Source organism: Pedobacter panaciterrae (assembly GCF_013204795.1).
In the GTDB taxonomy this organism is placed as follows: Bacteria; Bacteroidota; Bacteroidia; order Sphingobacteriales; family Sphingobacteriaceae; genus Pedobacter; species Pedobacter panaciterrae.
Genome location: NZ_JABMKW010000017.1, coordinates 906,360 through 925,609 on the forward strand (window position 1 = coordinate 906,360; position 19,250 = coordinate 925,609).

Annotated in this window: 18 protein-coding genes; 9 read left to right on the plus strand and 9 right to left on the minus strand. The window is 38.1% G+C overall.

Annotation, left to right across the window (positions count from 1 at the left end; genetic code table 11):
- Positions 1-4 precede the first annotated feature (4 nt).
- Both HQN86_RS15365 and HQN86_RS15370 read left to right on the plus strand, forming a co-directional pair.
- Positions 5-766: an enoyl-CoA hydratase/isomerase family protein gene (locus tag HQN86_RS15365; protein WP_172661796.1), complete on the plus strand. Its 762-nt coding sequence runs from the start codon at positions 5-7 to the stop codon at positions 764-766.
- Positions 767-769: 3 nt separating this feature from the next.
- Positions 770-1,645, plus strand: a complete 876-nt coding sequence (locus HQN86_RS15370; protein WP_172661797.1) for an SDR family oxidoreductase — start codon at positions 770-772, stop codon at positions 1,643-1,645.
- 13 nt (positions 1,646-1,658) lie between these two features.
- Here the strand turns inward: HQN86_RS15370 and HQN86_RS15375 are convergent, their stop codons facing one another.
- Positions 1,659-2,705, minus strand: coding sequence for a 3-oxoacyl-ACP synthase III family protein (locus HQN86_RS15375; protein ID WP_172661798.1), 1,047 nt, complete (start codon positions 2,703-2,705; stop codon positions 1,659-1,661).
- An 80-nt stretch (positions 2,706-2,785) separates the two neighbouring features.
- Between HQN86_RS15375 and HQN86_RS15380 the strand changes: the two genes are divergently transcribed.
- Positions 2,786-3,067 (plus strand): ATP-dependent Clp protease adaptor ClpS, encoded by a 282-nt coding sequence (locus HQN86_RS15380; RefSeq protein ID WP_048907811.1) that lies wholly within the window; start codon positions 2,786-2,788, stop codon positions 3,065-3,067.
- Here the strand turns inward: HQN86_RS15380 and HQN86_RS15385 are convergent.
- Complete coding sequence (locus tag HQN86_RS15385) at positions 3,064-3,663, minus strand: thioredoxin family protein (protein ID WP_172661799.1); 600 nt, start codon at positions 3,661-3,663, stop codon at positions 3,064-3,066. The genes HQN86_RS15380 and HQN86_RS15385 overlap by 4 nt on opposite strands.
- A gap of 96 nt (positions 3,664-3,759) precedes the next feature.
- Here HQN86_RS15385 and HQN86_RS15390 point away from each other — a divergent pair, with 96 nt between their 5' ends.
- The 3 genes from HQN86_RS15390 to HQN86_RS15400 are packed head-to-tail and all read left to right on the plus strand — an operon-like array spanning position 3,760 to position 7,611.
- Positions 3,760-6,249: an outer membrane beta-barrel family protein gene (locus HQN86_RS15390; protein WP_172661800.1), complete on the plus strand. Its 2,490-nt coding sequence runs from the start codon at positions 3,760-3,762 to the stop codon at positions 6,247-6,249.
- Positions 6,250-6,269: 20 nt separating this feature from the next.
- The gene (locus tag HQN86_RS15395) at positions 6,270-6,824 is read left to right on the plus strand and encodes an NUDIX domain-containing protein (protein ID WP_172661801.1); all 555 of its coding nucleotides are present in this window, start codon (positions 6,270-6,272) and stop codon (positions 6,822-6,824) included.
- 40 nt (positions 6,825-6,864) lie between these two features.
- Complete coding sequence (locus HQN86_RS15400; protein ID WP_172661802.1) at positions 6,865-7,611, plus strand: lysophospholipid acyltransferase family protein; 747 nt, start codon at positions 6,865-6,867, stop codon at positions 7,609-7,611.
- A gap of 13 nt (positions 7,612-7,624) precedes the next feature.
- Here HQN86_RS15400 and HQN86_RS15405 read toward each other — a convergent pair whose 3' ends face one another.
- Together HQN86_RS15405 and HQN86_RS15410 are read right to left on the minus strand one after the other, a co-directional pair.
- Entirely contained in the window at positions 7,625-8,374 is a 750-nt protein-coding gene (locus HQN86_RS15405; protein ID WP_172661803.1) for a LytR/AlgR family response regulator transcription factor, read from the minus strand.
- Positions 8,371-9,402 (minus strand): sensor histidine kinase, encoded by a 1,032-nt coding sequence (locus HQN86_RS15410; protein WP_172661804.1) that lies wholly within the window; start codon positions 9,400-9,402, stop codon positions 8,371-8,373. Before HQN86_RS15410 ends, HQN86_RS15405 begins: the two co-directional genes overlap by 4 nt.
- A 229-nt stretch (positions 9,403-9,631) precedes the next feature.
- Between HQN86_RS15410 and HQN86_RS15415 the strand changes: the two genes are divergently transcribed.
- Positions 9,632-9,808 (plus strand): hypothetical protein, encoded by a 177-nt coding sequence (locus HQN86_RS15415; RefSeq protein ID WP_161662359.1) that lies wholly within the window; start codon positions 9,632-9,634, stop codon positions 9,806-9,808.
- Between the two features lie 108 nt (positions 9,809-9,916).
- Here HQN86_RS15415 and HQN86_RS15420 read toward each other — a convergent pair whose 3' ends face one another.
- On the minus strand, positions 9,917-11,275 hold the full coding sequence (locus HQN86_RS15420) for a M20/M25/M40 family metallo-hydrolase (protein ID WP_172661805.1): 1,359 nt from the start codon (positions 11,273-11,275) through the stop codon (positions 9,917-9,919).
- A 168-nt stretch (positions 11,276-11,443) separates the two neighbouring features.
- Between HQN86_RS15420 and HQN86_RS15425 the strand changes: the two genes are divergently transcribed.
- Entirely contained in the window at positions 11,444-11,821 is a 378-nt protein-coding gene (locus HQN86_RS15425) for a BlaI/MecI/CopY family transcriptional regulator (protein ID WP_048907820.1), read from the plus strand.
- Complete coding sequence (locus HQN86_RS15430) at positions 11,818-13,818, plus strand: M56 family metallopeptidase (RefSeq protein ID WP_172661806.1); 2,001 nt, start codon at positions 11,818-11,820, stop codon at positions 13,816-13,818. The genes HQN86_RS15425 and HQN86_RS15430 overlap by 4 nt, the downstream gene beginning before the upstream one ends.
- 89 nt (positions 13,819-13,907) lie before the next feature.
- On the opposite strand, the gene HQN86_RS15435 is transcribed toward HQN86_RS15430, so the two are convergent.
- The 4 genes from HQN86_RS15435 to HQN86_RS15450 all read right to left on the minus strand — a co-directional run bounded on the left by HQN86_RS15435 (position 13,908) and on the right by HQN86_RS15450 (position 19,080).
- Complete coding sequence (locus tag HQN86_RS15435; protein ID WP_172661807.1) at positions 13,908-14,678, minus strand: succinate dehydrogenase/fumarate reductase iron-sulfur subunit; 771 nt, start codon at positions 14,676-14,678, stop codon at positions 13,908-13,910.
- 23 nt (positions 14,679-14,701) lie between these two features.
- On the minus strand, positions 14,702-16,681 hold the full coding sequence (locus HQN86_RS15440; RefSeq protein WP_172661808.1) for a fumarate reductase/succinate dehydrogenase flavoprotein subunit: 1,980 nt from the start codon (positions 16,679-16,681) through the stop codon (positions 14,702-14,704).
- Between the two features lie 24 nt (positions 16,682-16,705).
- The gene (locus HQN86_RS15445; protein WP_172661809.1) at positions 16,706-17,386 is read right to left on the minus strand and encodes a succinate dehydrogenase cytochrome b subunit; all 681 of its coding nucleotides are present in this window, start codon (positions 17,384-17,386) and stop codon (positions 16,706-16,708) included.
- Positions 17,387-17,556: 170 nt separating this feature from the next.
- Entirely contained in the window at positions 17,557-19,080 is a 1,524-nt protein-coding gene (locus HQN86_RS15450) for a Do family serine endopeptidase (protein WP_172661810.1), read from the minus strand.
- Positions 19,081-19,250 lie beyond the last annotated feature (170 nt).

Sequence of the window (19,250 nt, forward strand, 5' to 3'; positions counted from 1 at the left end):
ATAAATGAATACAATTAGAGTCACCATAAAAGATCACTTAAGCATTATCACGCTCGATAGAGGTAAATCTAACGCACTTAACCGTGAAATGATTACTGAATTAAATGACATACTCATAAACATAGCGGGTGATCCCAATATTGCTGGTGTAATTATCACCGGCAAAGAACATTTTTTCTCTGCCGGGTTAGACCTTATAGAATTATACAACTATTCAGAAGAAGAAGCTGAATCATTCTGGCATCTGTTTCTGAATTTTACAGCAACTATAACTGCATTTAAAAAACCACTAATTGCTGCCATAAACGGACACAGCCCTGCCGGCGGATGCGTTATAGCCCTGGCTTGCGATTATAGAATAATGGCCGAAGGCAAATACATTATCGGGCTAAATGAAGTTCCGGTAGGCATAATTGTACCTAACAGCATTTTTAAGCTGTACTCATTCTGGATTGGACAGGCTAATGCTACCAGAAGTCTTTTAGAAGGGAAACTATTTACCCCTGAAGAGGCATTGCAGGTTGGTCTGGTCGACGAGATTGTAAATCCAGCCAGTATCCTCACAGCTGCCGAGAGAAAGATCAGAAAATACATGGCTATGGAGCGTAATACCTGGGAACAGAGTAAGCTCAACATCAGAAAAGATTTAATTACAGCAACCAGTGCAGATCAAAGTGAAGCATTGCAAGTAATGCTAAAACAGTGGTGGGCCCCCGCAACCCGTAGCATTTTAAAAACAATTATAGATAACCTGCAAAAGAAATAAGCCATGTTCAATCAGCCAATGTTAAGAGACGATGCCTTAAAAGGAAAAACAATTGTAGTTACGGGTGGTGGTACCGGTTTAGGGAAAGCCATGGGAACCTATTTTCTGAAATTAGGAGCAAACCTGGTGATCACAAGCCGTAAGCTTGATGTGCTTCAGCAAACAGCTTTAGAAATGGAGAAAGAAACTGGCGGAAAAGTCCTCGCGCTAGCTTGCGACGTCAGGGAATATGAACAGGTTGAGCATGTGTTGACCGAGACATTAAAAACCTTTGGGAAAGTTGATGCACTGCTTAACAATGCCGCTGGTAATTTCATTTCACCAACTGAACGCTTGTCAGCTAATGCTTTTTCTTCGATAATAGATATTGTTTTAAAGGGCTCTGTAAACTGTACCCTTGCTTTTGGCAAACATTGGATAAAAGAAAAACAAACCGCAAGTGTTTTAAACATTGTTACCACCTATGCTTTTACAGGCTCTGCATACGTAGTGCCTTCTGCGTGCGCTAAAGGCGGTGTGCTGGCCATGACACGCTCTTTAGCTGTTGAATGGGGCAAGTATGGTATCCGAACAAATGCCATTGCCCCTGGCCCCTTTCCTACTAAAGGTGCATGGGAACGGTTATTGCCCGGCGATCTGGCAGAGAAGTTCGATTTCAAGAACAGGGTTCCTTTGAAACGCGTAGGCGAACATCAGGAACTCGCTAATTTAGCGGCATTTCTAATCAGTGACTTCGCAGGCTACATTAACGGAGAAGTAATTACCATTGATGGCGGCGAGTGGTTACAAGGGGCTGGTCAGTTTAATGGTCTCGAAGCCATTCCGAATGAGATGTGGGATGCCTTTGAACAAATGACAAGATCAGCAAAGGGAAGCTAGCGCCTATTAAGCCTTACCACCTGATTAAAGCACTTGCCCAGGTAAAACCAGAACCAAAAGCCGCAAGACAAACAAGATCTCCATCTTTAATCTTACCCTCTTCCCATGCCTCACAGAGTGCAATGGGAACTGAGGCTGCTGTGGTATTTCCGTATTTCTGAATATTATTAAATACCTTGTCGTCACTTAAGCCCAGTAATTGCTGTACATATTGGCTTATTCTTAGGTTAGCTTGGTGAGGAACCAACATATCAATATCTTTCTCTGTAAGATTGTTGGCGTTTAAAGCTTCTTTTATTACTTCCGGGAATTTTACCACTGCTTTTTTAAATACAGCAGGCCCATCCATATAAGGCAATGCGGCACCACTTTCCAACTGTTCTGCGGTCATGAATAACCCCCCAAGTTCCTGATCAGGATATCCGGGCTTATCCTTAAGCCATTTATTTGCCGAAGCGCCAGGATAATACATTGCCAAAATCTCTGCATCAGCACCATCGCTATGTAAATGTGTGCTTAATATACCCTGGTTCTCTTTCTGGGTAGGTTGTAAAACAACTGCCCCTGCCCCGTCCCCAAATATAACAGAAACATTTCTGCTCCTTGTTTCAAAATCCATCGCAAACGAATGTTTCTCACTACCCACAACAAGTATGTTCTTATACATGCCTGTTTTTATAAACTGATCTGCTACAGATAGTGCATAAACAAATCCTGAACATTGATTTCGGATATCAAGGGCACCTATTTCTTTCATTTTCATTTCGCGCTGCAGCAGAACCCCGCAACCGGGAAAATAATAATCAGGACTAAGTGTGGCAAAAATGATGAAGTCAACATCCTGTGCAGTAATGCCAGCACGTTCGATAGCAATTTTGGCAGCCTCAACACCCATCGTTGTAGTTGTTTCTTCAAGTCTATCCGCAAAACGACGTTCTTTTATTCCGGTACGCTCCTGTATCCATTCATCGTTTGTATCCATAAAACGAGATAAATCGTCATTAGAATAAACATTTTTGGGCACATAGTAGCCAATACCGGCAATCTTTGAACGCTGCATTATATTTGAGTTTAGTACAAATTTTAAGCAAAAATAACTTTAACTGCAACATTATTTTGAAATAAGCTTATTTTTGTAATATGTCAACAGAAACCAAAGAGGAAACATTTACATTAGAAGAGATCCTTACCTCATTAAAAACAGTTCACCGCTTAATATTATGGAACGATGATGTAAATACTTTTGATCATGTAATTCATTGCATGATGAAATATCTGGACTATTCTGAAACCCAGGCAGAAAAAATTGCATGGGAAGTCCATAACAAAGGTAAATGCGCTGTTTTGGAAGGTTCTTTTACTGAAATGGAAGTTTACCGTAAAATTCTTCAGCAGGAAGGGTTAACAGTATCTGTAGATTAGGTTAAATCCTTAAATATTTTCGTTAATTCTTGTTGTGTAGTTTGGGTTTTATCCTTTGCGTACCAGCCATGAAGTTTTTCGGCAATTTCCATCATATCACTGCTGTCTCTTTTCCAACCGGCCAGTAACTCCTGCAGAATGTCAGGTCTTGGGCCCCATTTCTTAACGACATCCCCTTTTTCATCTAGAATTAATAATACTGGAATGGCCCTGCCACCTTTGGTTAGATGCGCATCAATCAATGGCAAATTTTTATCCCTCAAAACAAACCTGAGTTCAAATCTATCAGGAAAGCTCGTTGCTATTTTATCAAAAACAGGCACAATCTGCGCTGCATCCCCACACCATCCTTCGGAAATTACCAGAAACCGATATTTATTTTTTACGTTGTTAAGCACATTCAGGAATTCCTCATTTAATTTCACCGTTTTATCAACCCTGCTCATTCGTTGCACATTCACTTTAGTGTAATGCAACATTGCATCAGAATCATCAGGACCTGTGGTTTTATGTTGTAATAAAAGCTCATCAATCAGAATTCTATACTGCTGATAGGTCATCCCGTCGTTAGAAAAAATATTAGTGTAGTTGATCATATTTGCTGTAATAAAATAGTTACTCCTGTATTATTAAACTTTCCCTCCGTTTCTTTGTCCCTCCTTAAAGAAACCTAATAAAAAAGAAAGATCCGAATGAAGAATTCTACGTGCAAAGTTCTGTTTTTAGCTATTGCCTTTTGTATTACAACTGTAAAACTTAATGCCCAAACCACTGGAGAGGGTCAAATTACAGCCAAAGTTGTTGATGCGCAAAGTAATGAAACTGTACCATTTGCTACAGCCACTATCCTTAACAGAAAAACAAAAGCAATTATTAAAGGTGCACAAACTGATGTAAATGGTAATTTACTTATCAGTAGTCTACCTAAAGGCGTATTTACCTTCAAAATAAGTTATGTTGGTTACCAAACAATGGTTAGAGATTCCATTTCTATTTCCGATGCTCAGAAAGTAATTAATCTCGGCACAATCAAAATGAAGCCAGCCAAAGGAACTGTACTAAATGAGGTGGCTATCACTGCTCAAAAAAGCGCCATTCAACTTGGAATAGATAAAAAAGTTTTCGCTGTTGATCAAAGTTTAGTTAGCGAGGGAGGATCTGCTTCAGATTTACTTCAAAACGTACCCTCTGTTCAATCTGATATTGATGGTAATGTAAGCCTTAGAGGTTCAACCGGAGTAAAGGTTCTGATAGATGGCAAACCATCACTTATAGCCGGTGGAAACGTGGCTCAAATACTGCAATCTATACCTGCAAGCTCCATTGAAAGCGTTGAGCTCATTACCAATCCATCCGCAAAATATGATGCAGAGGGCCAATCAGGAATTATCAATATCGTATTAAAAAAGAATAAGAAATTAGGTTTCAATGGCTCCGCAGCATTCAGTGCAGGCAACCGAGATAATTATAACGCAAGCACAAACTTGAGTTTTCAAAACAAAAAGATAAACCTTTACGGAAATTATGGTTATCGTTATGGCAACCGTATTGGTGGCGGATATAGCAATATCACCTATCTGGACAGCCCCTTCCCTACAATTTTTGCCAATCAAAACACCGATTCAAAATCACAGGATAAAGGCCACAACATAAAAGCCGGTATCGACTATAGTATTACAGACAAAAGTGTAATCAGTTTTTCGGGAGGCTTCAATTCACGAGATAACGACAGGAACGAATTTCTGAATATCGATAAGCTTGATGGTGGTAAAAATCCTCTGGAATTGAGCAATAGAAACAATACAAACAAAGGATTTGGGAGTAGTTATGATCTTAACTTGGACTTTAACCAGAAATTTAAAAAACCAAGAGAAGAACTAACCTTTAATCTAAGTTTCTCTGAAGGCACAAACGACAACGATCAGATCTACAGCACAAACATCTATAATATTGATGGGGATGCAGCCAGCTCACTGCCGAACATCCAGCGAAATGATGGAACGGGCTTTAACAGAAGTTACAATGTTCAAACGGATTATACCTTACCAATTGGTAAAGCTGGGAAAATTGAAGCAGGTTACAGAAGTCAAATTCGTTTAGCAGAAAACACAGCATTTTCTGATCAGTTAAACAACCTTACCGGAGAATACGAAGTAAACTTCGCCCTAACCAATGAGTTTAATAGTAAGGACCAGGTTCATGCCCTTTACTTTAATTATCAAAATCAGGTTAAGAATTTTGGTTATCAGGTGGGTGTAAGAGCAGAAGATGCCACATTAGATACTCGTTTAGGGATGTATAAGTTGAATCAGTTAGAATATATTCCTGGAAAAGTAGCCTATACAAGATTGTATCCAAGCGTATATTTAACCCAAAAATTTAAAGGTGAACAACAAGTACAGCTTAGTTATAGCAGAAGAGTTAACAGGCCAAGAGGATGGGATACCAACCCATTTCTTGACGTATCTGACCCGCTTAATTACCGTCAGGGTAACCCCAATCTGAAACCGGAGGATGTACATGCTTTTGAACTAAGCTATAGTAAGTTCTGGTCTAAAGTAACATTCACTTCCAGTGCATATATACGCCAAACCAATGATGTTATACAGAGGGTAAGAACAGAACCTGATGAAAATGGAATCACAATTGTAACTCCGCAAAACTTAACAAAACAACTATCAAGCGGACTTGAATTAATCGGACGGGTTGATGTTGCTAAAGCCTGGAACTTTACAACTAATGTAAACTTATATCAAAGCAAAATTAATGGAGTACCTGCTTTCGGAATTGTGGAAAACTCTGGTTTTAGCTGGAATGCCAACTTAACCAATAACTTCGTTTTACCTTACAATGTATCTCTTCAGATTAGGGGGGATTATCGTGCACCAGAAGTAATGGCCCAGGGTAAAAGAAATGCAATGTACGGCGTAGATGCAGGTGCTAAGTATGATTTCAAAGACAAAAAGTCTTCACTTAGCCTAAATATAAGGGACGTGTTTAGTACACGAAGATGGAGTATGACCACCAATGGAGTCACCTCAACAATCGATTTTAGAAGATTTATGCAGGGAACCATGGCCAATTTAACTTACTCTTATCGCTTTGGCAACAACGATTTTAAGTTCAAAAAAACTAAAAAACAAGACCAACAGGATTCCAGACCTGACGAAGAATCATTTTAGTTAATTTGTATATTGCGAACATGGAAAGTACAAACCCTTGGAAGACCATCGAGAGCAATAAAATATATGAGAACAATTGGATCAGTTTAACTGAGCATCAGGTTATCAATCCTTCAGGTGGCAAAGGCATTTATGGCGAAGTACATTTCAAAAATATCGCCATAGGAATTTTGCCACTTGATGAAGATTTAAACACATGGCTTGTTGGACAATACAGATACCCGATAAAAGCCTACAGCTGGGAGATACCTGAAGGTGGGGGAGCTCTTTTGGCAAATCCGCTGGATGGCGCCAAACGTGAACTTATTGAAGAGACCGGCCTGATGGCGACAGAATGGATCGAAATTCAACGGATGCACCTGTCTAACTCGGTAAGCGATGAACTCGCAATTATTTATGTCGCTAAAGGCCTAACTCCTGGTGTTTCCTCACCTGAGGAGACAGAGCAGCTTGTAGTTAAAAAGCTGCCTTTTAATGATGCCTACCAAATGGTTATAAATGGAGAAATTACCGATAGCATGAGCGTGGCAGCTATCTTGAAAACTAAAATTCTATTACAGGAAGGTCATTTATAACCAAAATACAGTAATTTTGTTCAGCTTTACCGTATAAACTATGAATAAGTTTTTTGGCTATATTTTTAGCCCCATCTTTTATCTGTTTTTCTTTTTAACACTGGTTATATTCCAACCCATTCAATGGGTCTCTTATCGTTTGTTTGGATATAAAGCCCATAAAACTTCGGTAGATGCACTTAATTTCTTTCTCACTTATTGTGACATTTTCTTAGGCTCTTCAATAACATTTAAAAACGACCAGGATCTGCCGCTCAACAGGCCTATCATCTTTGTTGCCAACCATCAAAGTATGTATGATATTCCGGGCTTAATATGGTTCCTCAGAAAGTACCATGTTAAATTCATTTCTAAAATTGAATTAACAAAAGGCATCCCCTCTATTTCGTTTAACCTGAAATATGGAGGCGGTGCAAACATAGATCGCAAAGACAGTAAGCAAGCTATTTCTGAAATTATAAAACTGGGCAGAAGGATGAAGGAAAACACATGGTCTACTATGATCTTCCCTGAGGGTACACGCGCAAAAGACGGCAAGCTAAAAAGTTTTCAGGTAGGTGGTATTGCAACCCTGTTAAAAGTTGTACCAAATGCATTGATAGTTCCTGTGGCAATAGAAAACTCATGGAAGCTGGTTCGCTACGGCAGTTTTCCTTTAAGCTTCGGCGAACGTTTACGATGGACAGTTTTAAATCCAATAGAACCCGAAGGCAGAAACCCCGAAGTAGTTACTCTTGAAGCTGAGAATGCAATAAGAACAAAACTAAATCAAATAGCTGTGTTATAAGCCGCCATTCCATTTATATATTCTTGTTATCTATGTGTTTAAAAAACTCATCACGATAGGTATCTCCAATGGGAATAATCTTCCCAAAAATAGAAATACGACTTCTTTCTATACTCTCTATTTTATCAAGCGAAATGATATAAGATTTGTGAACCCTTACAAACTGGCCCTTTGGCAAAGTCTCATCCATTTTTTTCATATTCTGCAGTGTAATAATACGCTCTGCCTTTGTATAAATAGATATGTAATCTTTTAAACCTTCTATATAAAGAATATCATCAAGTTGAATCTTCTGGATTTTATGCTCTGTTTTAACAAAAATAAAGTCCTGTATTGGATTCGACGCCACTGGCGAAGGAGCTGTCGCTACAAAGGATTGAGGCACAGCAGCTGGTTCTGCAATCTTCATTTGATTATGCACCTTTTCCACAGCTTTATAAAAACGATCAAATGCAATCGGCTTTAACAAATAATCAGACACATTTAGATCATAGCTTTCAAGCGCATACTGAGAATAAGCTGTTGTTAAAATGTAATTAGCCTTTCCATTCGCTATTTTAAGGAACTGTATACCTGTTAACTCTGGCATCTGGATATCTAGAAACACCAAATCAATGCCCCCAGCCTGAACAAGCTGCAAAGCCTCTATAGCATTTTCAGTCCGCTTAACTAATTCAAGAAACGGAACTTTAGAAACATAGTCCTCAATAATATCAAGTGCTAACGGCTCATCATCAACCGCAATACATTTTAACTTTGTCATATATCAAGCATTAACTCACTGGTGTAATGGGTAGCCGAATTTACAATATTTAATTTATACCTATCCGGATAAAGTAATTGCAATCTCCGCTCAACATTGTTTAGGCCTACGCCACCCATCTCATCCTTATTATATTTATTCTTTTTATTAGTTATACTAAAATGCAATATCTTTTGATTGGCAATGATATTGATCTTAATCGGATTTTTAGGATCATTAGCTACCCCATGCTTAAAAGCATTCTCAACAAATGATATTAATATTAAAGGCACGATCTGTTGATTATCAATTTCTCCATTCATTGTAAATTCAACAGCTGCACCATCTTTAAATCTCAATTTCTGCAGTTCTATAAAACTTTGCACATATTCAATTTCTTTACTTAAAGAAACCCAGCTGTCATTACTTTCATAGATCATATAGCGCATAATTTCTGAAAGCTTTAGTATTGCATCAGCAGTTTTATCAGATTTCTGATAAGCAAGGGAATAAATGTTATTCAAAGAATTGAACAGAAAGTGAGGGTTCAATTGTGACTTTAAAAATTGCAATTCCATTTCCTTCTTTTCACTTTCCAAATTACGCTGCGTATGTTCATTACCAAACCAGTCTATTGCTAATTTAAGCAGCGAACTAACAACTATAAAAAAGCCCGAAATAAACAATGCACTAATTGCATAGGTAGAAATAGGTGTATACTCGGCAACGCCATTACTGTTAAGGTGCTGCAAAATAGTCTCGGCATGCAAAGTAGCTATAACCGTTTTGATGAAACTCATCATCAACATTAGTAAAATGATGGATATGATGTAAAGGCCATACCTCTTGTTCTCTTTTACCAATAAGGGAATTAACAGTGTATAGTTAATATAAAAGATAGAAATATTGATCAATCCCGAAAAGCCAAAGTTTATGGCCAGCTTATATAAAGACACCGGTTCTTTGCTGTAAATAACCAATACAGTCACAAACAGAACAATAAAGAGCCAAAAGAGAAGATGTATAATAATGGAGTTTCTACTTTTCATTAAACGATGACTAAACAAAATTTCATAGGTCCAAAATAAATTAATTAGCGTGCTTAAGCAGTTCGCTTTCGACGAACTGGCATTTTTTTTCTACCAACTCGCAAAATAATACAACTAATCACAAAACTATTCATTTTAACCGTTTATCTAGGATAATATGTACTTCGTCTAAAAGATTTTAGCAGCATTTTTTTATTTATTCTATTTGTTTCATCAAAACAAAACGATTATGAAAAAGTTAGCAAACGTATCGCCATTTTTACTTTTACTGGTTCCTGTTTTCATCATGATGATTTTAACATTTGCCACAAGTATATCAAATAGCCATAATGAAGACGTTGCTTTGAAATCTTCATCAGCCAACAAAACTGAAATGGTAAAAGTAAGCAACCCTTTCTCTAAATAAGAGAACGGTACTATATATAGGTGTACTAAACCTTGTTTAGTACACCACAAAAAATAAGTTTAGTTTTAGTTAATAGTAAGAGATGGCGGTTTAGGTCCGCCATTTTCTTTATCTGCCCGGTCTGGGTGTAATAATCAGACTTTCATGTCCATCGGCATCTGTAGACTGTACTCCAAAAAAATAGTTATCCTTTGAATAAGCAATAGTTGCAGAGGTATCATTTACAAAAATCTTCTTTTCCCAAACTGGCGAGGTAGTTTCGCGCACCAACACATAATAGCCTGACGGAAGTTTTCCTTTAGGAGCATTCCATTTGAGCGTTGTTTTATTGGTAAGTGCTGATGTCAGCATGATGACGTCTTCAGGCTCCCCGGCTGATGAAGCAAGATTTGAAAGCACTGCCAAATTCATTCTGGCTATTTTCTGCAGATAGCCATAGTCAACATATTCCGGTAAATCACCATATTTAAATCCACCTTCAGTCCTAATATCCTGATGCTGCCTATTAAAATCTTCATTCATTTCAGTTATTCTTACAGCAGTAAATCCTTGCAAAGAAAAGGGTGTATGATCTCCCCCTCTTAAAAACCTGTCCCTTCTGTAAACCAATTTCACAGTCAGATTATCTACATACCGCTCTCCAACCTCTTTAATATATCTCGAGGCCTGTCTTGCCATACCGTCATTTTCTGCTCCTATAGATTGGCGCATAGTTGCCTCTTCTTTGGTTTCTGCAGCAGGAACACCTTCACTAAACACCCTCACCATTGTGTTATTTTTAATGTCAGTTTCCATTCCATAAGAATTACCTATCATATCATTATTCATTACCAGGTGAACATTCCAGCCTTCTTCCTTTGCTCGCTTTGCGAGGTTTGCAGCCCCGTAAAGCCCCTGTTCCTCGCCAACCATTGCTACAAACATTATTGTGCTGCGAAAATGACCTTTACTCATTACCCTGGCCATCTCCAATACACCGGCTACACCTGAAGCGTCATCATTTGCACCCGGAGCAAAATCTTTAACATTCATTACATCCGTGACTCTTGAATCATAATGTCCGCACACCAATAAAATCCTCTTGTCACTCGGATCTGTTCCAGGCAACACAGCAACCAAATTTTTGAGCACTGAAGGGGTAATTATTCTCTTCCCATCTGCTTTCTGAGTAAATGCATCATAAGAAACTTGTAACCGGCCTCCTCCCAGTTTGCCATATTTTTCAAACTCTGATTTTATCCATGTTCTTGCAGCTCCTATCCCTGTTTTTTTACTGGAAGTATCACTTAGCGTATGTCTGGTATTAAAGGACACTAGCTTTCTTACCAGATTTTCCAAATTAGTTGCAGATACGTCATCAACCATTTTACTGATCGTAGCATCTTTTACAATCACTTGCTGTGCATTTACCGCAGCCGAATTAAGAAAAAAGAGTAAGGTAAACCAGAGCAATCTGTTTATTATCATAACAAAGGGTGTAAATATTCTGAGGAAGATACGATTCAAAAATAAATCTTCAATAAATATTTTGAAAACTAAATAATTAGTTTTAACTTTATACTAAGTTTTTAGTTATACAAATATTGCGCAGTATACATATAGCTAAAATCACACTAAACACTAAACTAATAATTCATGGAAATTAAAGATTTAACAAAAGCAGAAGAACAGATTATGCAAATTTTATGGCAGATAGAGAAAGGGTTCGTTAAAGACGTAATGGATTTCCTGCCAGAGCCTAAACCGGCTTACAATACTGTTTCTACAATCATCCGCATTCTGGAGGTAAAAGGATTCATTGATCACGAAGCCTTTGGCAAAGCCCATAAGTATTTCCCTTTAATTAGCAAGGAGGAATACAAACGTCATGCTACAGAGAAACTACTGGGCAACTACTTTGAAAACTCAGTGGAAAGCATGTTCTCTTTCTTTGTTAAAGAAGAGAAACTTGACCTGAGTGATGTTGATGAAATTCTTAAAATGATTAACAAAATTAAAAACAGACCAAGATGACCTGGGCACATTACATCCTTCAAGTCAATATTTACCTAGTTGTATTTTATGGCTTTTATAAGTTATTGTTAGACAAGGAAACTTATTTTTTATTGAATAGATTTTATCTGGTCGCTGCCGGAATATTATCTCTTGCAATACCCTTTTTAAGATTTGAATGGTTTACAACACAACCTGCTACTCAACCGGTATATACTGGGGTTGTTCAAATCAATGACTTTATTACCCAAATGGCAATCGTAAAAGACGATGCTAACAGCTTTAATCTAGGCGATACGCTGGTGTTTATTTATCTTACTGGTATTTTATTCTTTATTGTCAGATTTATCTTTCAGCTTATTTCTGTGCAGATCTTACTAAAAAGAAAAAAAAGCGGATCAGCATTCTCCTTTTTTAAGAAAAAAGTTGTCGACCAAAACCTACCTCAAGTTCAAACCATTCAAAGACATGAGGAAATTCACATCCGACAATGGCACACACTTGACGTACTCTTTTTCGAAGTAGTGGGAATAATTACATGGTTTAATCCTGTAATCTATTTTTATAAAACAACGGTTAAACACATCCATGAATATCTGGCCGATGAAGAAGCCGCAAGCTATCAAGGAGATAAAGAACAATATGCATTATTGCTATTGAGCAGTGCATTTGGAATTCCTGCAAATACACTAACAAACAGCTTTTTTAATAAATCATTAATTAAAAAAAGAATCTATATGCTACATAAACAAAGATCCAGAAAAACTGCAATGCTAAAATACGGGATGTTTGTTCCTCTATTTGCAGTAACCCTGATTATGTCTTCGGCAACAATCAGAAATAATGAAAAAATAAAAAAGATTGCTGAAGAAATTCCTTTGGAGGAACCTTTAAACGTAGTTAAAGAAGCCATAACAGATGTGATAAAAGATCCGGCTAAAGCAGGTTCAAATAAAAGTACAGATGAAGTTCTCCAAAAAGCTGTTATAACAAACAAACCTTCAAACACAAAGGCTGATATTGACTGGACAGATTTTTACACCCATCTTAAAAGAACCATCAGATATCCTGCAGCTGCATACGAATCAAAAGTACAAGGTAATAGCCAGATCAAATTCATCGTTAAAAATGGGGAAGCAGAAGAAGTAAGCGCAGCAACAAGTCTAGGCTCAGGTTGTGACACAGAAGTAATGAGAGCCATTCTCTCCTATCCAAAATTTAAAAGTATTCCTGACGGTAAATATACTTTTAATACCCAATTTAAACTGATTGATGATGCTACCCAACAAACTCATACAGAAGTTAAAAATCAAGATCTTGCTGTTTTAAAAGATTACATTGCATTACCTCAAATAGTAATCGGAGGGTATTCAAAGAAATCGTCATCAAATAACGACAATCCAAAAGTATACGATTTTGTATCATTAGATAAACAACCATCTTTTCCTGGAGGAATGGAGAAATTTTACGAATACCTAAAGAAAACTGTTAAATATCCACAAGAAGCACAAAAAAACAATATACAAGGTAAAGTATTTCTAAGCTTTATAGTTGAGACAGATGGTGAATTGACTGATATTAAGGTAGACCGATCAGTTGGATCTGGACTTGACGAAGAGGCTGTTAGAGTTATCGAAGAATCTCCAAAGTGGATACCTGGAATGAAGGGCGGGCAAAACGTTAGAGTAAAATACAACATCCCTATAAGCTTTTCATTAAGTGAGCCTAAATCTGTTGTTACCCAAGGAAAAGTACAAGGGATACAAATTAAAGATAATAAGTTAACCATTGGTGGCAGCGATACAAAACCACTATATGTTATCGATGGAGAAAAACAAGATGCATCTAAATTATTAAATCTAAACCCTAATGACATCGAGTCCGTTGAAGTATTAAAAGATAAATCAGCAACAGCACTGTACGGTGACGCTGGTAAAGATGGAGTAATAAAAGTTACTACTAAAACCAAACAGGCCGCCGATCTAAAGAAGAAAGAAGCCAAAGAAAAGAAGAATTAATCCGCTCTCAGCGCTCTATTACACACAAAACCCCAGCTAAAATAGCCGGGGTTTTGTGTGTAATACCCTTGTCTCGTTAGATAAATCTATTAAATAGATTCCTCAGATACAAATTTTGCTGAATAAAAATCTCTATTCATACGTGCGATATTCTCTAATGATATTCCTTTAGGGCACTCTGCTTCGCATGCACCGGTATTGGTACAGTTACCAAAACCTTCAGCATCCATCTGAGCAACCATACTTTGAACCCTGCGATAACGTTCTGGCTGTCCCTGAGGCAATTGCGCCAACTGTGATATTTTTGCAGATACAAATAGCATTGCGGAAGCATTTTTACAAGTAGCAACACAAGCACCACAACCGATACAAGCTGCAGCCTCAAAAGCTGAATCTGCCTGAACTTTAGGAATAGGAAGATTGTTCGCATCCTGAGCATTGCCCGTATTTACTGATATAAAGCCTCCAGAAGCAATGATTCTGTCGAATGCAGTACGATCTACCATCAAATCTTTTATCACTGGAAAAGCCTTTGCACGCCATGGCTCAACAACAATGGTATCACCATCTTTAAATGAACGCATGTGCAGCTGGCAGGTAGTGATACCTTCTTTTGGTCCGTGCGGTCTTCCGTTGATGAACATAGAACATGCCCCACAAATTCCTTCCCTGCAGTCATGATCAAAAACAACCGGTTCTTCACCTTTAGCAACCAGGTCTTCGTTCAGTACGTCGAACATTTCTAAGAAAGACATATCAGGAGATACTTCTGATATCTTGTAATCTACCAAACTGCCTTTGGCTTTGTTATTCTTTTGACGCCAGATCTTAAGCGTTAAATTCATATTTCCTGTACTCATAATATTGAGATTTTAGTACTTAGCTATTTATAACTTCTTTGTGCAACTTTGATATTTTCAAACTTCAATTCTTCTTTATGAAGTTCAAAAGTTACATCACCTTTATATTCCCATGCAGCAACATAAGCATAGTTTTCATCATCACGTAATGCCTCTCCCTCTTCAGTTTGATACTCTTCTCTGAAGTGACCACCACATGATTCATTTCTATTCAATGCATCCATACACATCAACTCACCTAGTTCAATAAAGTCGGCCACACGACCAGCTTTTTCAAGCTCTGGGTTCATTTCATCTGCACTGCCAGGTACACGTAAATCGCTCCAAAACTCTTTACGAAGTTGCTGAATTTCAGCGATACCTTCTTTCAGACCTTTTTCATTACGCGCCATACCACATTTCTCCCACATGATCTTTCCTAATTTTTTATGGAAATAATCTACAGATTTGGTTCCTTTAATAGACAAGAACTTGTCAAGAATCGCCTTGGCACTTGCCTCAGCTTCTACAAATGCCGGGTGATCTTGTGGAATTGGTTTAGTAGCCAGTTCTTTTGAAAGATAAGCACCAATAGTATATGGGATAACAAAATATCCATCAGCCAAACCTTGCATTAAAGCCGAAGCTCCTAAACGGTTCGCTCCGTGATCTGAGAAATTCGCCTCACCTAAAGCATATAAGCCCGGTACAGTAGTCATTAAGTTATAATCTACCCATAAGCCACCCATCGTATAGTGAACAGCAGGATAAATACGCATTGGCAATTCATAAGGATCTTCTCCGGTGATTTGCGCGTACATATCAAACAGGTTACCATATTTTTCTTTGATTACCTCACGACCTAATTTCATACAGGTTTCTTTATCCGGATTGTGGATATTGTGCTTACTAGCCTCAATTCGGCCGTAACGCTCTGTATTTGCTTTAAAGTCAAGATAAACGGCAAGCTTAGAATTACCCACTCCGTAACCGGCATCACAACGCTCTTTAGCTGCACGAGATGCAACATCACGAGGAACAAGGTTACCGAAAGCAGGGTATCTGCGCTCTAAATAATAATCTCTTTCATCTTCAGGAATTTCTGAAGCCTTACGAGGATCGTCTTTTTTCTTAGGAACCCAAATACGTCCATCGTTACGTAACGACTCAGACATCAGGGTTAGTTTAGACTGATGATCTCCCGAAACCGGGATACAAGTAGGGTGAATTTGAGTGTAACATGGGTTACCAAAGAAAGCTCCCTTTTTGTGCGCTTTCCAGGCTGCAGTTACGTTACTGCCCATTGCATTTGTAGACAAGTAGAATACGTTTCCGTAACCACCACTACACAATAATACAGCATGGCCTGAATGACGCTCAAGCTCACCGGTAAGTAAGTTACGCGCTATAATCCCTCTTGCTTTGCCTTCCACTACAACAACTTCGAGCATTTCATGACGGGTAAACATTTCAACTTTACCCATACCTACCTGACGCTCTAAAGCGCTATATGCTCCTAAAAGCAATTGCTGACCGGTTTGTCCGGCAGCATAAAATGTTCTTTGAACTTGTGTACCACCAAAAGAACGGTTGTCTAATAAACCACCATATTCTCTTGCCAACGGCACACCTTGTGCCACACACTGATCTATAATATTAGCACTTACCTCAGCCAAACGGTGTACGTTAGCCTCTCTGGCACGGTAATCACCACCTTTTATCGTATCATAAAACAAGCGATAAGTACTATCACCATCATTCTGATAATTTTTTGCCGCATTGATACCACCTTGAGCTGCAATAGAGTGCGCTCTTCTTGGTGAATCCTGAAAACAAAAACACTTAACCTTATAACCCATTTCTGCAAGGGTTGCTGCCGCAGAGGCGCCAGCAAGTCCGGAACCTACTACAATTATTTCGATGCTTCTTTTATTGGCCGGATTAACCAATGGCATAGAAGAACGTAATTTAGTCCATTTATCGGTTAATTCTCCTTCGGGTATATGAGCATTTAATTCTGCCATGTTATTTAAACTTAAGATCAAAAATTAATTAATATAGCCCAGATACATCACAATGGGCATCAATGCAAAAATCAAAGGGATAATGATTGAAAACCAAAAACCGAATCCTTTGATGAGCGGAGTATATTTCTTGTGGTTCCAGCCCAATGTCTGAAATGCAGAAGAAAAACCATGTAATAGGTGATAAGCTAATGAAACCATTGCCAGTACATAAAGTAACACCAACCACGGATTTTTAAACGTTTCTACCATTACAGCAAATAGGTCGTGGTTTCCGTTCGCATCTACTGTAGGAATTCCTGTAAAACGAGACATTACCCAGAATTTAGAAATATGAACAATCAGGAATATCAACAATAATGTTCCCAATAAACCCATAGAGCGGGAGTACCATTTACTATTAGCGGCACCATTGTTCACTGCATACCTTTCAGGTCTTGCAGCACGGTTTTGAAAAACAAGCCTAAATCCTTGAACAATGTGAGCAAGCAAGCCTGCAAACAACACAACTTCCATTGCGCGGATTATCCAGTTGGTGCCCATAAAATGTGCGCCCATATTAAAGGTTAAGCCACCGTCATTAACAATAATCAGTGAATTGATGAAACAATGCACGACAAGGAATGAGATAAGGAACAGGCCGGTGATACCCATTATTAATTTTTTTCCTATAGATGAGGAAAAAGCGTTTCCGAAACTAGCCATTAGAATTATATTTTAGTTCTGTTGTGCAAAAGTATTTAATAAAAGAATTAATATGTTAATTTCAGATACAAATCGACTATTTAGAAACATTCTAATATTACAATATTATGATAAATAAAAAACGGAGAACAACTTTCGTTATCCCCCGTTCCAATTATAGAAAAATGAGCTTAGAAACTGAATGTGTAATTCCCATTCGGTCCAACACCTGAAATGGTAGTCATTCCATTTTTTGATGATGGCAATGCGTCTTCTACATCTTTAATACTGTTCACGGGTTTACCGTTTACTGTTGTAATTAACATTCCTTTAGGAATATCTATAGAATCAAACACCTTACCTTCTTGTATGTCAGTAACAACCACTCCGTTTTTAACGCCATACTTAGCTTTTAGCGCCGCTGGGGCTGGGGCAAAAGAAGCACCAAGTTTCCCAATGCTGGCTCCGGTAGCTTTTCCTGTCGAAGCAGTTTTAGTTGAAACGCCACCTGTATTATCTCCTTTCAAAGTAATGGTAGCATTTTTCTCTGAACCATCTCTTAGATAGGTAAGCTGAACTTTATCACCAGGACTTAAACGTCCAATTTTTTCTTGCAAATCTGGTGAATCATAAATTACAGCACCTTCAACCTTTTTAATGATGTCTCCTTTTTGCAAACCTGCAGCTGCTGCTCCGCTACTAGGCACTACATCAGTAACATAAAGTCCGGTATTTTCCTTAATCTGGAATTTCTCAGCCTGATCCGCATCTAATGGAGCAAACATTACACCAATATAGCCACGCTTAACTGTACCAAATTTTCTGAAATCATCAAGAATCTTTTTAGCCAAATTGATTGGAATAGCAAAGCCGTAACCCACGTTTGTACCAGTTTGAGATGCTATAGCTGCATTAATACCAATTAACTCACCATTTGCATTTACCAACGCACCCCCGCTGTTTCCAGGGTTAATAGCCGCATCTGTCTGAATGAAAGATTCAATACTGCTGTTTGTACGTGTAGGCAATTTACCTGTTCTTTGGTATTCATCATACTCTTGCTGAGTTGGCTGATCCTGAGTTCTGGCCAAAATACCTATGCTACGTGCTTTTGCACTTACAATACCGGCTGTAACAGTTGTTTGTAAATCAAGCGGGAAACCTACAGCCAATACCCACTCACCAATCTGAACATTATCAGAATTTCCCATTTTTACAACTGGCAAATCAGTTGCATCTACTTTTATAAGAGCCAAATCTGTATTTGGATCTTTACCGATCACTTTAGCACTCACCTTGCGTCTGTCAGACAACACCACCTCAATTTTATCAGCATTTTCTACCACGTGATTATTGGTAACGATATAACCGTCTGGAGTCAATATTACTCCAGAGCCGGAGGCTGCTCTTGGTGCACGTTGCATTCTTCTGCCCCCTCCACCAAAAAACTCATCGAACATATCCATTGGAGATGACTCGCCACTAGCGCCTGAATATGACGTTCTGATATGCACTACCGCAGGCGAAACTGCAGCCGCCGCTTCAACAAAATCAACCGCCCCAGCCGAAGAGATCTTAGAATTACTTGCAAAAAGTACTTTTTGCTGATCCTGAAACGATAATTGAGCAGTTTTTGGTTCTAACAATTTGTAGCCACCAATTGCAGCTGCACCACCTATAAATGCAGCCAACACTATTAATCCTATTCTTTTCATTTATATATTATTTATTTATTTCCTTTTGTAAACTCATACAAGTCTCATATTTGCTTACAATTGCTTTTCTTTTCATTGATTTAGTCAAATTTAATACCATATCAACGATATTTGCATCTGAAATAAGTCACGAATACTGTTAAAAAATGTTAAATGAACACCACGCATTA